The 17350-nt window shown below is 71.8% G+C and carries 16 protein-coding genes; 1 reads left to right on the top strand and 15 read right to left on the bottom strand.

The features are described from left to right. The 3 genes from FKV25_RS09840 to FKV25_RS09830 form a co-directional block, all read right to left on the bottom strand. The coding region (locus FKV25_RS09840; RefSeq protein WP_141518627.1) for a sodium:solute symporter family transporter at positions 1-1391 on the bottom strand (1391 nt) is incomplete at its 3' end. An 82-nt stretch (positions 1392-1473) separates the two neighbouring features. Next, positions 1474-2697 carry a cation:proton antiporter gene (locus FKV25_RS09835; RefSeq protein WP_141518626.1) on the bottom strand — a complete coding sequence of 408 codons (1224 nt, stop codon included), beginning with the start codon at positions 2695-2697 and terminating at the stop codon, positions 1474-1476. 112 nt (positions 2698-2809) lie between these two features. Beyond that, on the bottom strand, positions 2810-4684 hold the full coding sequence (locus tag FKV25_RS09830) for an ABC-F family ATP-binding cassette domain-containing protein (RefSeq protein ID WP_141518625.1): 1875 nt from the start codon (positions 4682-4684) through the stop codon (positions 2810-2812). Positions 4685-4826: 142 nt separating this feature from the next. Between FKV25_RS09830 and ybaL the strand changes: the two genes are divergently transcribed. Further along, on the top strand, positions 4827-6521 hold the full coding sequence (ybaL, locus tag FKV25_RS09825; protein ID WP_141518624.1) for a YbaL family putative K(+) efflux transporter: 1695 nt from the start codon (positions 4827-4829) through the stop codon (positions 6519-6521). Between the two features lie 12 nt (positions 6522-6533). On the opposite strand, the gene FKV25_RS09820 is transcribed toward ybaL, so the two are convergent. The 12 genes from FKV25_RS09820 to FKV25_RS09765 form a co-directional block, all read right to left on the bottom strand. After that, positions 6534-7325, bottom strand: coding sequence for an adenosylcobinamide-GDP ribazoletransferase (locus FKV25_RS09820; protein ID WP_141518623.1), 792 nt, complete (start codon positions 7323-7325; stop codon positions 6534-6536). After that, positions 7322-7900, bottom strand: coding sequence for a histidine phosphatase family protein (locus FKV25_RS09815; protein WP_141518622.1), 579 nt, complete (start codon positions 7898-7900; stop codon positions 7322-7324). The genes FKV25_RS09820 and FKV25_RS09815 overlap by 4 nt, the downstream gene beginning before the upstream one ends. Continuing rightward, positions 7897-8946, bottom strand: a complete 1050-nt coding sequence (cobT, locus tag FKV25_RS09810) for a nicotinate-nucleotide--dimethylbenzimidazole phosphoribosyltransferase (protein ID WP_141518621.1) — start codon at positions 8944-8946, stop codon at positions 7897-7899. The genes FKV25_RS09815 and cobT overlap by 4 nt, the downstream gene beginning before the upstream one ends. Then, entirely contained in the window at positions 8943-9488 is a 546-nt protein-coding gene (gene cobU / locus FKV25_RS09805) for a bifunctional adenosylcobinamide kinase/adenosylcobinamide-phosphate guanylyltransferase (protein ID WP_141518620.1), read from the bottom strand. The genes cobT and cobU overlap by 4 nt, the downstream gene beginning before the upstream one ends. After that, complete coding sequence (locus FKV25_RS09800) at positions 9476-10948, bottom strand: cobyric acid synthase (RefSeq protein WP_141518619.1); 1473 nt, start codon at positions 10946-10948, stop codon at positions 9476-9478. The genes cobU and FKV25_RS09800 overlap by 13 nt, the downstream gene beginning before the upstream one ends. Continuing rightward, the gene (gene cobD, locus FKV25_RS09795; RefSeq protein WP_141518618.1) at positions 10945-11952 is read right to left on the bottom strand and encodes a threonine-phosphate decarboxylase CobD; all 1008 of its coding nucleotides are present in this window, start codon (positions 11950-11952) and stop codon (positions 10945-10947) included. Before cobD ends, FKV25_RS09800 begins: the two co-directional genes overlap by 4 nt. After that, positions 11945-12892: an adenosylcobinamide-phosphate synthase CbiB gene (gene cbiB, locus FKV25_RS09790; RefSeq protein ID WP_141518617.1), complete on the bottom strand. Its 948-nt coding sequence runs from the start codon at positions 12890-12892 to the stop codon at positions 11945-11947. The genes cobD and cbiB overlap by 8 nt, the downstream gene beginning before the upstream one ends. After that, complete coding sequence (locus FKV25_RS09785; RefSeq protein ID WP_246072042.1) at positions 12889-14190, bottom strand: cobyrinic acid a,c-diamide synthase CobB; 1302 nt, start codon at positions 14188-14190, stop codon at positions 12889-12891. Before FKV25_RS09785 ends, cbiB begins: the two co-directional genes overlap by 4 nt. Further along, on the bottom strand, positions 14187-14804 hold the full coding sequence (gene cobO, locus FKV25_RS09780) for a cob(I)yrinic acid a,c-diamide adenosyltransferase (RefSeq protein WP_141518628.1): 618 nt from the start codon (positions 14802-14804) through the stop codon (positions 14187-14189). The genes FKV25_RS09785 and cobO overlap by 4 nt, the downstream gene beginning before the upstream one ends. A 17-nt stretch (positions 14805-14821) precedes the next feature. Further along, a complete protein-coding gene (locus FKV25_RS09775; protein ID WP_141518616.1) occupies positions 14822-15430 on the bottom strand; it encodes a hypothetical protein in 609 nt (202 codons plus the stop codon). A gap of 16 nt (positions 15431-15446) precedes the next feature. Beyond that, on the bottom strand, positions 15447-16022 hold the full coding sequence (locus FKV25_RS09770; RefSeq protein WP_141518615.1) for a hypothetical protein: 576 nt from the start codon (positions 16020-16022) through the stop codon (positions 15447-15449). Between the two features lie 37 nt (positions 16023-16059). Continuing rightward, positions 16060-17350 (bottom strand): TonB-dependent receptor domain-containing protein (locus tag FKV25_RS09765; RefSeq protein ID WP_141518614.1); only part of this gene is annotated, 1291 nt, incomplete at its 5' end.

Genomic DNA, 17350 nt, shown 5'->3' with positions numbered 1-17350 from the left:
GCCAGCACCGTCAGTGCCAACAGCACCCCGGCGACGATGGTGAAGTGCAGGTCGAGCCAGCCCAGCTGGGTGGCGACGAACCACGCGGCGCTGGCCACGTGCCCGGTCACCAGCGCACGCAGGGCCGGGCCGGCCGAGAGGCGCTTCCACCACAGGCCCATCACGAACACGGCGACCAGCGGCGGGGTGACGTAGGCGAAGGTTTGCTGCAGGTAGGCGAACAAGCCGGGGAACCGGTCGATCATCGGCGCCCAGAGCGCCGCCAGCACCATCAGCAGCAGGGTCACGCCGCGGCCGATGCGTGCCAGCGCACGCGCGTCCAGACCGGGGCGCCGCGGTTGCACGAAGTCCACCGTGACCAGGGTGGACGCGGAGTTCAGCGCCGAGTCCACGCTGGACATGATCGCCGCCAGCAACCCGGCCAGCACGAGCCCGGCCACGCCCACCGGCGCGTACTCGGCGAGCAGCCGCGCGAAGACCTCGTCGCCGCGCTGCAGGTCGGGCAGCAGGGCCACGGCCATCGCGCCGGGCATCACCATCAGGAACAGCGGCAGCAGCTTCAGCACCGCCGCCAGCACCGCCCCCCAGCCCGCCGCGTCGACGCTGCGCGCGCCGAGCAGGCGCTGGCTGACGTACTGGTTCATCGTCCAGTAGAAGAAGCCCAGGACCGGCAGGCCGACCAGGGTGCCCAGCCAGGGCAGGTCGGGATCGTCGAGCGGGCGGATGAGCGACATGTGGTCCGGCGGCACGGCCTCGACCACGCGCTGCCACGAGTAGTCGAACTCGGCGAACACCAGCGTCGCCAGCACCGCCGAGCCCGCCAGCAGCACGATCGCCTGCAGCGCGTCGGTGTACACCACCGCGCGCAGGCCGCCCGCGGCGGTGTACAGCCCGGCGAACACCGCGATGGTGGCGATGGTCAGGCCCAGCGGCAGCATCGGGAAGAAGACCTTCAGCACGATCGCGCCCGCGTACAGGCTGCCGGCGGTGTCGAGCACGATCGACAGGAAGACGCTGACCGCCGACAGGTAGGTGCGCAGGCGCGGGTCGAAACGCCTCTCCAGCAGTTCCGGCACCGTGGTCAGGCGGTTGCCGAGCAGCTTGGGTACCACGAATAGCGCGGAGAACAGCAACACGAGCGCGGCCATCCACTCGTAGTTGGCCACCGCGATGCCGGACGACCAGGCCGCGCCGGGCAGGCCGATCAGCGTGGTCGAGGAGATGTTCGACGCGAACAGCGACAGCCCCACCACGCCCGCGCCGAGGCTGCGGCCGGCGAGGAAGAGGTCATCGGCGTCGGGGCTGCGCCGCGCGACGCGCGCGCAGACCACGACCAGGACCAGGAGGTACGCCGCCAGTACGACGTAATCGAGCGTGTGCAGCGCGCCCATTCGGTGTTCCGTGCCAGAGCCGCCTTTTACCGAAACACGAGCGGCGGCATGCGGTCAAACCCGGGGCACGGGTGCGGCGCGCTCAACTCGCGGGCCGGCTGTCCTTCGCCGCGCCATTGGCATGGTCGCTCTTGATCGCGTCCTCGGGGTGCGCCGCGGGCTTGCGCCGCACGTCCATCGGGTCGACGTCGAAGGGCGCGCGCATCACCAGCGAAGGCAGGATCGTGGTCAGCGTGGTGTACAGCAGCAGGGCGCCGAACAGCGCGTCCGACAAGGCAAAGCGATCGCGCAGGATCCCGGCGAGCACCAGGGTGAAGATCAGCGTCGGCGCCAGCGAGATCGACACGCGCAGGCTGCTGGCGTGGTCCTCGCCGAACATGAAGCGGCGTTGCAGCCAGATGGTGCCGATCCGGAACGGGAGGACCGCGGCGGTGAGCGCCAGGCCCATGCCCAGGGCCTCCCAGCTGAGCGCGCCCTCGGGCACCTTGGTGCCGGAGTTGAAGAAGTAGAACGGTACGAAGAACGTCGCGAACAGCCTTACCGCGTGCAGGTTCTGGGTCGAGGCCAGGCGCGGCATGCGGATGCGCAGCAGGCGCGCGATCAGGCCCGCGACGAAGGCGCCGACCAGGTAGTACACGCCGAGCTTGGCGGTGGCGAACGCCGCGACCAGGCCCACCATGACCAGCAGCGAGAACTCCGAACCCGGCGCGTGCGGCACCACCCAGCGTCCGAGCGCGATGAAGATCAGCGGCAGGCCGACGATCATCGCCACCAGCGCCAGCGAGGACAGGCCCAGGTGCACCGGATCGTTGGCCTGCAGCACCACGAACAGCACGATCAGGGCGAACAGTTCGCCGGCGATCGCCTTGCTGGTCACCCAGAAGCGTTCGGCCTCGTCGAGGCCCAGGCGTTCGAGCGTGTCGAGGATGAAGCCGGTCGAGGGCGTCAGCAGGGCGAGCGCGAGCAGCGTCGCCGGCCGCCAGTCCAGGTCCAGGTAGCGCCAGGCCAGCCACGCGGCGACGCTGAGGGTGACGGTCCGGATGCCCAGGTGCGCCAGCAGCGGCCACAGCCCCTTGCGCAGCTGCGCCGGATCGACCTCCAGGCCGGCGAACAGGAACAGCGAGGAGATGCCCAGGGTCGCCAGCCAGCCCACCAGGGGGTCGTGGGACTGGTCGCCCCAGGCGAGCATCGCGCCGACGCCGAACAGCAGGCAGGTCAGCGGCGCAGGAATCTTGAAGCGCTGCAGCGCGCGGGGCACCACCAGCAGGCCGAAGATCAGCACCAGGTAGATCAGTTCGTTTCGCATCCGGATCCCGGTTCGGGCGGCGGTCGCGCGCGACCGCCACGAGGCATCGAAATGGACCGGTTATGAGACCGGCATCACATGGCGCGGCACTATACCCGACGCCGCGTGATGCTCAGGCGGCATCGTACAGCGACAGCCATTCGGCTTCCGCCTCGGCCAGTTCGGCGGCCGCGGCCTCGCGTTCGCGGGTCAGCCGGGCCAGGCGCTCGCCACCGGCGTCGTAGCTGCCGGGATCGGCGAGTGCGGCGTCCAGCGCCTTCACCCGGGCATCGAGTTCGGCCACCCGCGATTCCGCCTGCGCCAGCTTGACCGGGTTGGCCTTGCGCGTCTTGCCGGCCGGCTTCGCGGCCGGCGCCGGTTCGGCTGCCGTCTTGCGCTTGCCGCCGGCCTTGCCGTCGGCCGAGGCATCGCGCGTCCGCAGCCAGGCCGCGTAGGCGTCCAGGTCGCCATCGAAGGGCTGGGCGTGCCCATCGGCGACGCGCCAGAACGTCTCGCAGACCAGGCCGATGAGGTGGCGGTCGTGGCTGACCAGCACGATCGCGCCGTCGAAGTCGGCCAGCGCCTCGGCCAGCGCCTCGCGCATGTCCAGGTCGAGGTGGTTGGTCGGTTCGTCCAGGAGCAGCACGTTGGGCTTGCGCCAGGCGATCAGCGCCAGCGCCAGGCGCGCGCGCTCGCCGCCGGAGAAGCTGTCGACCGATTCAAAGGCGCGATTGCCCGGGAAGCTCCACTTGCCGAGGAAGTCGCGCAACGGCTGGGTGGCGACGCCGGGGGCGATGTCGGCCAGGTGGTCGATCGGGCTCGCGCCCTCGCGCAGGGACTCGACGGTGTGCTGGGCGAAGTAGCCGATGCGCAGGTCGGGGTGGCTGCTGCGTTCACCCGCCAGCAGGTCGAGCTCCCCCACCAGCGACTTGACCAGGGTCGACTTGCCGGCACCGTTGGGGCCGAGCAGGGCCACGCGGTCGCCTGCTTCCAGGATGAAGCCGACCTGGTCGAGGATCCGCGCCTCGCCTGCCGGAGTGCGATAGCCGCAGTCGGCGTCGGCCAGGCGCAACAGGGCATGCGGCAGCTTGTCCGGGGCCGGGAATTCGATCCGCAGCGCGCGCTCCACGCGCACGGCCTCGGTGCCGGCCAGCTTCTCCAGCCGCTTGACCCGGCTCTGCGCCTGCTTGGCCTTGCTGGCCTTGGCCTTGAACCGGTCGATGAAGCTCTGCAGGTGCGCCCGCTCGGCCTGCTCCTTGTCGTGCGCGATCTGCTGCTGGCGCAGGTGCTCGGCACGTTGCCGCTCGAACGCGGTGTAGTCGCCGGTGTAGAGCTTGGCGGTGCCGTCGTGCAGGTGCAGGGTATGGGTCGACAGGCCGTCGAGGAACTCGCGGTCGTGGCTGATCAGCAGCAGGGTGCCGGGATACTTCAGCAGCCACTGCTCCAGCCACAGGACCGCGTCGAGGTCGAGGTGGTTGGTCGGCTCGTCGAGCAGCAGCAGGTCGCTGGGCGTCATCAGCGCACGGGCCAGGTTCAGGCGCACGCGCCAGCCGCCGGAAAAGGCCTTGACCGGGCGGTCGTGGGTATCGGGCGTGAAGCCCAGGCCATGCAGCAGCTTGCCGGCGCGGGCGCCGGCATCGTAGCCGTTGAGCGCCTCCAGGCGCTGGTGGGCTTCGGCCACCGCCTCCCAGTCCTCGTTGGCGAAGGCATTGGCCTCGGCCTGGATGGCCGCATGCACCTCGGCGTCGCCCGACAGCACGAAGTCCAGGGCGGTGTCGTCCAGGGCCGGGGTCTCCTGCGCGACGCTGGCGATCCGCACGCGCGTGGGCACGTCGATGTCGCCGCGGTCGGCCTCGACCTCGCCACGGATGGCGGCGAAGAGCGACGACTTGCCGGTGCCGTTGCGGCCGATCACGCCGACCCGCCAGCCCGCGTGCAGGGCCAGGTCGACTTTGGACAACAGCAGGCGCTCGCCCCGGCGCAGGGCGAAATCTCGAAAGGCAATCATGGCGCGCATTGTAAGCGCCGCGACGGTTTCCCGCCGCGTTGATCCGGCGTCCATGCGGCATCTGCCACTATGTTCGGGTTTGTGAAGCCCGATCCGCCCAACCGGCGCGGACCGCCCCTCCCCCACCCCGCCCGGAGCCCGAGTGCACCACACCTCCCTGATCATCCTGCTCGTCGGCGCGTTCGTGGTCGCCTTCATCTTCGGCGCCCTCGCCCACCGGCTGCGCATGTCGCCCCTGGTCGGCTACCTGCTGGCCGGCGTGGTGGTCGGGCCGTTCACGCCGGGCTTCGTCGCCGACCAGCAACTGGCGCCACAGCTGGCCGAGATCGGCGTGATCCTGCTGATGTTCGGCGTCGGCCTGCACTTCTCGCTGCGCGACCTGCTGGAGGTCAAGGCGATCGCGGTACCGGGCGCGCTGCTGCGCATCGGCTTCACGATGCTCATCGGCTGGGGCTTCGGGCACATGCTGGGCTGGCCCGCGGGGGCCGGCATCATCTTCGGCCTGTCGCTGTCGGTCGCCAGTACGGTGGTGCTGCTGCGCTCGCTCGAGGAGCGGCGCCTGATGGAGAGCGAGAAGGGCCGGATCGCCATCGGCTGGGTCATCGTGGAAGACGTGGCGATGGTCCTGGCGCTGGTGCTGATCCCCGCCTTCGCCGACGTGCTGCGCGGCACCGGCGGCGAGGACACGCCTTCCGTGGTCTACGTGCTGACCCGGGTGGCGATCAAGATGGGCGCCTTCCTGGCCTTCATGTTCCTGATCGGCCGGCGGGTGATCCCGTGGATCCTGGAGCGCGTGGCGGGCACCGGTTCGCGCGAGCTGTTCACGCTATGCGTGCTGGCGATCGCGCTGGGCGTGGCCTTCGGCTCGGCGGAGATGTTCGGGGTGTCGTTCGCGCTGGGCGCGTTCTTCGCCGGCATGCTGCTCAACGAGTCGGAGTTCAGCCACAAGGCCGCCACCGAGACGCTGCCGCTGCGCGACGCCTTCGCGGTGCTGTTCTTCGTCTCCGTGGGCATGCTGTTCGACCCATGGATCATCTTCGAGCGGCCGATGGAGGTGCTCGCCACGGTGTTCATCATCATCGTGGTCAAGTCCTTCGCGGTGTATTCGATCGCGCGCGTGATGGGCAAGTCGAACGCCACCGCGCTGACGATCACCGCCAGCCTGGCGCAGATCGGCGAGTTCTCCTTCATCCTCGCCGGCCTGGGCCTGCAGCTGGACCTGCTGACACAGGACGGCCAGGACCTGATCCTGGCCGGCGCGCTGATCTCGATCGTGATCAACCCCCTGCTGTTCGGCTGGATGCACCGGCGCGAACAGCGTTTGGCCGACAGCGAGGAGCGCAGCACCGTGCCGAAGGTGGAACCGCCGATCCCGAACGACCTCTCCGACCACGTGATCCTGATCGGATTCGGGCGGGTCGGCAGCGAGCTGGGCCGCCTGCTGGTGGCGCAGGGGATCTCGCTGGTGGTGATCGACCGCGACGAGGACCTGGTCCGCCACTCGCGCGAGGCCGGCCTGCCGTCGATCCGCGGCAACGCGGCCAACGACATCGTGCTCGCCGAGGCGCATCCGGAGCGTGCGAACACGGTCATGCTGGCGATCCCCAACGTGCTCGAAGCCGGGGAAATCATCGCGACGCTGCGCCGGGTCAACCCGGCGTTGACGATCGTCGCGCGGGCGCACAGCGACAACGAGGTCAAGCACCTGCTCGAACATGGCGCGGACGGCGCGGTCATGGCCGAGCGCGAGCTGGCGCACAGCCTCGCGGAGATGGTGATGGCCACGCCCGCCTTCCGCGGCGAACGCCACCTCCCGCCCGCCAGCGGGGCGACCTGACGGCCGCCGCGCTCAGGCCAGGGCGAGCGCCACGGCGACCAGCACGCCGGCCTCGACCATCTCCGCCAACGCGCCGCAGGTGTCGCCGGTGATCCCGCCGATGCGCGCGAGGCAGGCCCGCAGCCAGAGCCCCGTGATCGCCGCGGCCGCGAGCAGGGCGACCAGGGTGGGCATGAGCCAGGCCACCGGGACGCCCGGCAGGCCCAGGGCCGGCAACAGGCAGGCCAGCACGGTCAGTGAAAGGGCAAGGTGGCAGGCCGGCCGCGAGGCCCGCGGCAGGGCCTGGCCGATACCGCCGTCGCGCACGTAGGGCACCGCAAGCAACGCGGCGGCCAGCGCTGCCCGTGCCAGCCACGGCGCCAGCAGCAGCCCCAAGGACCCGACGGCGAAGCAGACGCTGCCGGATGGCAGCGCCAGCAGGCTCGACAGCGCCGCGAATTTCAGCAGCAGCACCAGCACGAGGGCCACCACGCCCGCGGGGCCGCTGCGTGGATCCTTCATGATCGCCAGCGTGCGCGCGCGATCGCCCAGGCCGCCGATCCAGGCATCGGCGCTGTCGGCCAGGCCGTCCAGGTGCAGGCCGCCGGTCAGGCCCACCCAGGCCAGCAGCACGAGGCTGGCGGCAAGCTGCGGCATCGATGCGGGCAGGCACGCGGCCAGGAGGGACAGGAGCACGCCCAACCCCACTCCGACCAGGGGATACCAGGGCAGCGAGCGCGCCTGGCCATCGGGCGCCGCGAAGGCCGAGGCCGGCACCGGGATGCGGGTCAGGAAGCCGATTGCCACCCACAGGCCGCGCATCACGCCGGCCCCGGAACGGCCGGGCGGGCCGCCCAGTCCAGCCGATGCAGCGACGCATGGCCGACTTCGTAGTCGCTCATCGCGCACAGCGGCCGGCCCTCGGCCAGGCATCGCAGCAACCGGATCGCGCCGCCGTGGGTGGGCACGAGCACGCGCTGTCCTGCGTGGTCGGCCGCGATGGCATCAAGCGCCCCGGCCAGGCGCCGGGCAAATGCGTCGATCGATTCCGCACCCGGCGGCGGGAAACGAACGGGATCGGCCCAGAAGCGGCCCAGCGCCTCGCCCTGGGTGTCGGCCAGCACCTGCATCGGCACGCCTTCCCAGTCGCCGAACCGGTATTCGGCCAGGCGCGGATCCAGCTGCAGCGGCAGGTCGTGCGCTGCCGCGTGGACCCGCGCGAAGTCCGCGCAGCGGCGCAGTGGCGAGGACACCACGACGTCCCACTCGCCGTCGATGACGGCGGCCCGCAATTGCCGCCAGCCGAGTCCGGTCAGGGGATCGTCGAGCTGGCCACGGAAACTGGCGTGGCCGGTGTCGCCATGTCGAAGCAGGTCGATGCGGGCCTGCGGGACACTCATGACGCCGACACGCCCGCCTGTTCGAACGTCGCCATCTCCGCATGAAGCGCGCAGGCCAGTCGCAGCAGTGGCACCGCGGTGGCGGCACCGCTGGCCTCGCCCAGGCGCATGTCGAGGTCGAGCAGCGGCCGCGCCTGCAACGCGTCGAGCAGGCGCGCATGGCCGTGCTCGCGCGAGCGGTGCGAGAACAGCAGCCAGTCGCGCACGCCGGCATTGGCCTGGACCGCCGCCAGCGCGGCAGCGGTGCCGATGAAGCCGTCGACCAGCACCGGCAGGCCCGCCTGCGCGGCCGCGATGCAGGCGCCGGACAGGGCCGCGATCTCGAAGCCGCCGAGGCAGCGCAGGCGTTCCATCGCGGTGGCCGCGCCGGCGTGCCGTTGCAGGCCGCGTTCGACCACGCGGATCTTGTGGCGGATACCGGCGGCGTCCAGGCCGGTACCCGCGCCGGCCAGCTCGGCGGGCGCGGCATCGAGCAAGGCGCAGGCCAGTGCGGTGGCCGACGTGGTGTTGGCGATGCCCATCTCGCCGCCGATGAACAACTCGGCGCCGGCGGCACGCGCCAGCGCGACGCTCGCGGCGCCCGCCTCCAGGGCGGTGCGCAGCTGCAGCTCGCTCATCGCGGGCCCTGCGCAGAAGTTCGCCGTCATCGGCGCGATCCAATCGCGTCGCACGCCGTCGATCGCGCCAGGATCGTTGACGCTGCCCAGGTGCACGACGTCGAGCGTTGCACCGAGCTGTCGCGCGAGCACGCTGATCGCCGCCCCGCCGCCGGCGAAGTTGCGCACCATCTCGCCGGTCACCGCCTGCGGGAATGCCGACACGCCTTCCGCGGCGACGCCATGGTCGGCGGCGAAGACACTGATCCACACGCGCTCCAGCGTGGGCAGGGGCCTGCCCTGCAGGCCCGCCAGGGCGATGGCCGCGTCCTCCAGCCGCCCGAGCGAACCGGGCGGCTTGGTCAGGCGGGCCTGGCGCAGGCGGGCCGCTTCCGCCGCGCCGGTGTCGACGCGCGCGGCCGGGCGGGTGGGATCGAAAATATCGCTCATCCGGCGGACTCCATCGGAAAGGGTTCGAGCGTGCCCTTGAGGGCCATCGGCAAGCCGGCGACAACGAAGAGCACGCGTTCGCAGCGCTGCGCCAGGTCCTGGTGCAGCCGGCCGGCCTCGTCGACGAAGCGCCGGCTCAGCGCGCCCATCGGCACCACGCCCATGCCGACTTCGTTGCTGACCATCAACAGCGCACCGGGTAGCGTTGGGACCTGCTCCAGCAGGGCCGATCGTTCGCGCTCGAAGCAGGTCGGATCCGGATCGATCAACAGGTTGCCCAGCCACAGGGTCAGGCAGTCGACCAGCAGGCAACGGTCGGGCGCGGCGTGCCGGCGCAGGGCCCCGGCCAGCGCCAGGGGTTCCTCCACGCAGGCCCAGTCCGTGGGCCGCCGCGCGCGATGGTGGGCGATGCGCGCGGCCATTTCGGCATCGCCGGCCTGCCCGGTCGCGATGTAGGTCACCGGCGCGCCGCTCGCCGACGCCAGGCGCTCGGCGAGCGCACTCTTGCCCGATCGGGCGCCACCGAGGATCAGGCTGCGCATGGCGCCTCCCCGAGCAGTACCGACAGGCGCCCGGTATCGAGATGGGCTTCGACCGCGTCGGCCAGGCGTTCGAGCGCCGCCTCGCGCAGCGCCGCCATGTCCAGTGGCCGCGCGTCCTGGAGCCCGGCCCAGCGCAGCAGCGCGGCGAGTGTGTCGGGCGTGTCGAACAGGCCGTGCAGGTAGGTGCCCAGGATGCGGCCGTCGTCCGATAGCGCACCGTCGCCGCGGCCGTCCGACAGGATCGCCAGCGGGCGCGCGAGCGCGGGGCCTTCGCTGCTGCCGCAATGGATTTCGTAGCCGCGGACCTCGACGCCTTCGATCGAAAGATGGCCGCTGGCCTCGCGCAGTTGTTTGTCCCGCTGGAGCGTGGTCTCGAAGTCCAGCCAGCCCAGCGCCTCGCTGGAGCCCGCATCGCCTTCGATGCCGTGCGGGTCGTGGACGGCGCGCCCGAGCATCTGCAGGCCGCCGCAGATGCCGATGAGCCTGCCGCCATAGCGCAGGTGGCGGGCGATCGCGGCGTCCCAGCCCTGCTCGCGCAGCCACGCGAGGTCAGCGCGGGTGGCCTTGCTGCCGGGCAGCACGACGAGGTCGCAGGGCGGGAAGGCCTCGCCCGGCCCGAGGAAACGCAGGTCGACCTGGGGATGCGCGCGCAGCGCGTCGAAATCGGTGTGGTTGCTGATGCGCGGCAATGCCGGCACCACGACCCGCAATGTCGCCCCGGGCTTGTCGGCGTGCTCGCGCGGCAGCGCGTCCTCCGCCTCCAGGTGCAGGCCATGCAGCCAGGGCAGCACGCCCAGCACCGGCTTGCCGGTTTCGCGTTCCAGCCAGTCAAGGCCCGGCTGCAGGAGGGCGATGTCGCCGCGGAAGCGGTTGATCACGAAGCCCTGCACGCGGGCGCGCTCGCTCTCCGAGAGCAGGGCCAGGGTGCCCACCAGGTGCGCGAACACGCCACCGCGGTCGATGTCGGCGATGAGCACGACCGGACAGTCGACCGCCTCGGCATAGCCCATGTTGGCGATGTCGTTGGCGCGCAAATTGATCTCGGCCGGGCTGCCCGCGCCTTCCACGACCACCGCGTCGAATGCATCGACCAGGCGCTGGTGAGAGGCCAGCACCGCCGCTTTCGCGACGCGCTTGTAGTCGTGGTAGCCGACCGCGTCCATCTGACCGATCGCGCGCCCGTGCAGGATCACCTGCGCGCCCTTGTCGCTGCTGGGCTTGAGCAGCACCGGGTTGAAGTCGGTGCGTGGCGCCAGGCCGCAAGCCTGCGCCTGCACCGCCTGCGCGCGCCCGATCTCGCCGCCGTCGGCGGTGACCGCGGCGTTGAGCGCCATGTTCTGCGGCTTGAACGGGGCCACCCTGACGCCGCGCCGGTGCAGCCAGCGGCACAGCGCGGCGACCAGGGTGCTCTTGCCGGCGTCGGAGGTGCAGCCCTGCACCATCAGCACGCGCGCGCTCACGGCGCGACCTCGCGCAGCGCGTCGCTGAGCGCGCGATCCAGGCGTTCGAGACCGGCGGCATCCGCGGGCAGGCCCAGGCGCAGGCTGTCGGCGCCGGCTTCGTCCGCATCGAACAGGCGCGTGAGCACCGCGCGACGGGCCAGCGCTTCGTGCAGCGCCGACGCGCGCGGGTGCCGGCGCCACTGGAAGAAGGCCGTGCCGCCGCCGTCGTCAAGGCCGTGGGCGTGCAGGCAGGCCTCGAGCCGCTCTCCCTGGGCGACCAGCCATTCGCGCGCCCTGGACTGCCAGTCGACGTCGGCCAGCGCGCGTGCCAGCACGTATCGGCCGGGGCCGGTGAGCGTCCATGGGCCGAGCCGCTCGCGCAACGGCGCCAGCAGCGCCGGCGACGCACACGCGAAGCCGGCGCGCGCTCCGGCCAGGCCGAAGAACTTGCCCACCGATCGGAGGACGACCAGGCCTTCGCGGTCGCTGTCGGCACAGAGGGAGTGTCCGGGCGTGGCGTCCATGAAGGCCTCGTCGACCACCAGCCAGCCGCCGCGCCCGGCCAGCCGCGCATGCAGCGCGAGGAGCGCTTCGCGCCCGAAGCGCTCGCCGCCGGGGTTGTTGGGATGGATCAGCACGATCACGTCGAAGCGAGCGGCGTCCTCGAGCAGCCGCGGCGCCGGCAGGCGTTCGACTTCGTGCCCGGCCTGGCGCCAGGCATGCGCGTGCTCGGCATATCCGGGCAGGATCACGCCGACACGCGACGGTCCGCGCAGGCGCGGCAAGGCCTGGATCGCGGCCTGCGAACCGGCCACAGGCAGCACGCGGGGCGCGCCGTAGTAGCGGCATGCGATGGCCTCCAGCCCGTCATCGTCCTCGGGCAGCCGCTGCCAGGCCGCTGGCGGCACCGGCGGCACCGGCCAGGCGAAGGGGCTGATGCCGGTGGACAGGTCCAGCCACGCCGACGGGTCGATGCCATGTTGGCGCGCGGCGCGCTGCAGGCGCCCTCCGTGCTCAAGCATGCGCATGCCCTCCCACGAGTACGGACAGCAGCACGGCGGCGGCCGTCGCCAGCCACCACAGCCCGGTCGTACGGCGGACCAGGCGCAGGGCCGCGGAGATCGTCGCCGCATCGGCGGGCGCGCCCTCGCCCAGGCGCGGCCGTTCTTCCCAGCGCCCGTGGTAGGGCGCCGGTCCGCCGAGCCGCACCCCAAGGGCGCCCGCACCGGCCGCCATGACCGGCCCGGCATTCGGGCTGTCCCAGGCCGGCGCCTGCCGGCGCCAGCAGTGCAGCGCGCCGCGCGTGCGCCCGAGCAGGGCATAGGACAAGGCGGTCAAGCGCGCGGGGATCCAGTTCATGACGTCGTCGATGCGCGCGGCCGCCCATCCAAAGCGCGCCAGCCGCGGCGTCTGGTAGCCCCAGGTGGCGTCCAGGGTATTGGCCAACCGGTACAGCACCACGCCCGGGCCACCGAGCAGCAGGCACCAGAACAGCGCGCCGAACACGGCGTCGTTGCCATTCTCCAGCACCGATTCGGTCGCCGCCGCGGCGACGCCCGTCGCATCGAGGGCGCCGGTATCGCGACTGACCATGCGCCCGACCGCCGAGCGCGCGTCGTCGAGGCGCCCCTCTTCGAGGGCACTCGCGACCGGTCGCGCGTGTTCGCCCAGGCTGCGCAGCCCCAGCGCGAAGTACAGGCAGGCGGCGTCCACGCACGCGGCCATCCAGGCACCGGCCCACCCGGCGAGCAGCGACAGCGCACTGACCGCCGTGAGCGGGGGCAGTACGGCCAGCGCCCAGGCCAGCAGGCCACGGGCACGCGCATCGTCGTACAGGGCGCGTTCGACCTGACGCGCCCAGCGCCCGAAGCCGACCAGCGGATGCCACCGCCGCGGCTCGCCGAACAGGGCATCGAGCGCGAGCGCCACCGTCATCGCCACCAGGATGGGCAGGCCGCTCATGGCCGGAACAGGTCGGTCGCCGCGACCGGATCGGAGGCGAAGTACAGGTGCACGAAGCTCGCCGTCATCGCGCGATCACGGTAGACCGCCTCGGCGGTCGGACCGCCATTCGGATTGCGTGCCCGTGTCCACGGCGTCGCTGCGATCTCCGCGCGCGCGTAGTGGAAGCTGTGGCCCCGCAGGCGACCGGAGGGCAGGTCGACTTCCTGCATGCCCAGGGCGGCGAAGCGCTTCTGCATCGTGGCCTCGCCCGGCAGCAAGCCGGCCATGGTGGCGGCCGCGCCGTCTCGATCGACGAGTCGATCCAGGGCGAACAGCAACCCGCCGCACTCGGCGAGCAGCGGCTTGCCGGCGTCGCGGTGGGCATGCAGGTCGCGGTGCAGCCCCGTGTTCGCCGACAGCGCGTCCATGTGCAGTTCCGGATATCCGCCGGGCAACCAGGCCGCGTCGCATGCAGGCAGCGCGTCGCCTGCCAGCGGCGAGAAGAAGCACAGCTCGGCGCCCGCCTCGCGCAGCAGTTCGAGGTTGGCCGGATAGAGGAAACAGAACGCGGCGTCGCGGGCGATCGCGATGCGCTGGCCGGCAAGCGTGCGCGGCACGGGCATGCGCTCGGCGGATGCGAACTCGACCGCGGGCGGCAGCGTGGTGGCGGCATGCCCGCCCCAGGCGTCGGCCAGCGCGTCGAGCCGGGCGTCCAGGTCTTCCAGCTCGCCTGCCGCGACCAGGCCCAGGTGGCGTTCTGGAAGCGCGATGCCCGGATCGCGCGGCAGCGCGCCCAGCCAGTGCAGGTCCGGCGGCAGGCTCTCGCGCAACAACTTCGCGTGATGGGCGCTGCCGATGCGGTTGGCCGCCACCCCGTGCACGTGCAGGCCGTCGCGATAGCGCGCCAGTCCGGTCGCCAGCGCACCGAAGGTCTGCGCCATCGCCGCGCCGTCGATCACCGCGAGCACCGGCAGGCCCAGCGCGGTCGCCAGGTCGGCGCTGGAGGGCGTGCCGTCGAACAGGCCCATCACGCCCTCGACCAGGATCAGGTCGGCCGCGGCCGCGGCTTCATGCAGGCGCGCACGCACGTCGGCTTCGCCGCACATCCAAAGGTCGAGCTGCGGGACCGGCGCGCCGGAGGCGCGTTCGAGCACCATCGGGTCGAGGAAGTCGGGACCGGTCTTGAACACGCGCACCCGGCGGCCCTGGCGGGCATGCCAGCGGGCGAGCGCCGCGGTCACGCTGGTCTTGCCCTGCCCCGACGCCGGCGCCGAGACCAGCAAGGCCGGGCACCGCCGGGACGCCGCCTGGTTCACAGCTCGATCCCGTGCTGGGCCTTGATGCCGGCCTTGAAGGCGTGCTTGACCAGGCGCATCTCGGTGACCGTGTCGGCGGCGTCCACCAGCGCCTCGGGCGCGCCGCGCCCGGTGATGACGACGTGCTGGCGCTCGGGTCGCGCGGCGACGGCGGCGAGCACGGCCTCGAGCGGCACGTAGTCCTTGTTGAGGGCGATGTTGAGTTCGTCCAGCAGCACGAAGTCGAATGCCGGATCGGCGAGCATGCGCGCGGCGACGTCCCAGGCGGCCATGGCCGCGGCGACGTCGCGCTCGCGGTCCTGGGTTTCCCAGGTGAACCCCTCGCCCATGACGTGGTACTCCAGGCGATCGGCGAAGGCCTCGCCGAAACGGCGGAAGAACAGGTCCTCGCCGGTGGTGAAACTGCCCTTGATGAACTGCACCACGCCGCAGTTGAAGCCATGGCCCAGCGAGCGCGCGAGCATGCCGAAGCCCGACGAACTCTTGCCCTTGCCGTTGCCGGTGTTCACCACCAGCACGCCGCGGTCGATCGTGGCCCGCGCGATGCGCCGGTCAACCAGCGCCTTCTTGCGCTGCGCGCGCTCGCGGTAGTGCGCCTCCTCGGTCCGCCCCAGGCGTTCCGAGCCCCGGCTCACGAGCGTGCCTCGCCCATGGCGGCCGACCGCAGGACGGCGCGCCAGATCGCGCGCAGCGCGAAGGCCGCGCCGACGTAACCGGCCAGCGTGCCCAGTGCCCGCGGATAGTAGGCCGGGATGCGGGCGATGAAGCCCTGCAGGTCGGGCTCGGGGTAGCGCCCCGAGAAGAACCAGTAACCGCCCTTCGACAGCAGGTAGGCCACGCTGCCGGTGACCAGCAGGACGACCGCCAGGCGCGGGATGTCGCGCCATCCGTCCCGATGCAGGCCGCGATACACGCGTCCGCCCAGCCACAGGCTGGCGTAGGCGAGCGCAAGCGCCCAGTACGCCGGCGACAGGCACCAGTCGGTGATGGTCCCTGCCGCATAGCTGCCCAGGTCGAGCACGGTCGACAGCACGAAGAAGGCCGGCAGCGTCCACATCGGCCGCAGCAGCGCCCCGGCCAGGAAGAAGATCGCCCATGAGGCGCTCGGCAGCGCGTCGACGCTGGCGAAATGCTGCCCGCGGGTGGCGACCATCAGGGCTGCCAGGGCGAGCCCGACGGCCCACTGGTCGCGTGTCGAGGCGACGGGAAGGGACGATGCGGTGTCGTTCACGATGGCCATGCGTTTCTCCCAGGGTTCAGACGGTACCGGATGCGCGCTGGCCGTGGCGGAACCGGGCCAGGCCCGCGTGCACGACCAGCGCGACGACGACGTAGATCATCGTGGTGCGCACGAAGAGCGGGCCCCATTGCCACAGGCGCGCGACGTACTCGGCGAAGTGCGGCTCGGCATAGCGGCCGCCGAGCCAGTAGAACGCGCCGTTGGAGACCAGGAACGACAGGCCCGCCGCGACCAGCCCGACCGCCGCCGCGCCCCACAGCGCCTGGTTGCCCGCCGCCAGCCGGGGGCTGTACAGGCGACCGCCGTACCACAGCACTGCATAGGCCGGCAGCAGGAACGCATAGGCCGGGGTGATGCAGAAGTCGCTGACGCCAGCCAGCGACACCGCCGCCCAGTCGATCGCCACGGCCAGTGCCAGCATCGCGACGAACTGCCAGTGCCGGCGCAGGTACAGGCCGCCGAGGAAGAACAGCGCCATCGACGCATCGGGCAGGTGCAGCGCATCGCCGAAATGATGGAAGCGCGTGGCGACCATCAGGGCGGAGAACGCCGCGAACAGGCCCAGGTTCATCGGGTTGGACAGCGGTTTCATGGCAGACCTCGTTGTAGTGGAAGGGGGTGCAGCCCGCTCAGCGGGCGGGATGCCAGCGCAGGCCCAGCAACCAGGTCCGGCCGGGCTGGTTGTAGAACATCGCTGTTTCGTAGGACTTGTCGAACACGTTGTCGACCGACAGGCGCAGCTCCCAGGCCTCGGCCAGGGCATAGCCCACGCGCAGGTCGAAGAGCCCGTATCCGCCCATGCGGCGGGTATTGGCCAGGTTGTCGTAGCGCTCGCCCGCGGCGGTCAGCGAGGCGCCGCCGCTGAAGGCGCCGAAGCGGCGGTCCAGGTCGATGCGCGCGCTTTGCCGGGCGCGGCGCGGCAGCACCTTGCCGGCGCTGTCGGCGTCGTTCTCCGGGTCCAGCCAGGTCGCACTGCCGCGCAGGTCCCAGCCGGCCACCACGGTATCGACCACCGCTTCGAGGCCGCGGATGCGGGCGCGGTCGATGTTGTTGGGCCCCCCGAAGGGACCGAAGTCCGCGTCATAGGCGATCATGTCGTCGATGCGGGTCTGGAACGCGTTCAGCGACCACTCGCCCCAGGCCGGTTCGCCGCGCAGGCCCAGTTCGACGCTGCGGGAGGTCTCCGGGCCCAGGTCGGGATTGCCGTAGCCGGGGTAGTACAGCTCGTTGAATGTCGGCGCCTTGAAGCCGGTGCCATAGCTCGCGGTCAGGCGCAGGGCGCGGGCGAAATCCCAGCCCCAGAGCACGCTGCCGGTCGTCTCGCCGCCGAACTGGCCGTCGTCGTCGCGGCGCACGCTGGCCTGCAGCGACTGCGCGCCGAAGTCCTGCTGCCACTGCCCGAACAGGCCACGGTTGATGCGACGGTCGCGCGCGTAGTCCTCGCTGCTCTCGACCTCGTCGCGCTGCCAGTCGAAGCCCAGTGTCAGCAGGCCGCTGCCCAGGCCCAGGTCGGCCTGCAGGCCGCCGAGCGCGCGGCGGGTGTCGAAGCGCGAGTTGAACACCCCGTCGAAGTAGTTTTCGCTCAGGTCGGCGCTGGTGCCGGCGCTGAGGGTGAAGGTCGCGCGCGTGCCCGGGGCGTAGCGCAGGCGCGCGCCCACGACGCGTTCGGTGAACCCGGACTCGCTGGCCGGGCCGCCGTCGTATTCGTTCTCGCCCTCGGCCTGGAACACGCGCAGGTCGCCGTCCCAGCGTTCGTCGAAGCGGTAGCCGCCCTGGACGGTGAGCGAACTGTTGCGATAGCCGTCGCGATCGGGATCGGCGTTGCGGGTACCGCGGTAGGCGTCGATGCCGGCGGTGGCTTCGTGCGCGGCCTGAAGCGCGTACCAGCCGCCACGCCCGCCCGCCACCGCGCCGGCACTG

The sequence above is a fragment of the Marilutibacter aestuarii genome (genome assembly GCF_006546775.1).
Lineage (GTDB): Bacteria > Pseudomonadota > Gammaproteobacteria > Xanthomonadales > Xanthomonadaceae > Marilutibacter > Marilutibacter aestuarii.
The sequence above is the reverse complement of the archived record's forward strand: the minus strand, read 5'-3'. Positions and strand labels throughout refer to the sequence as shown.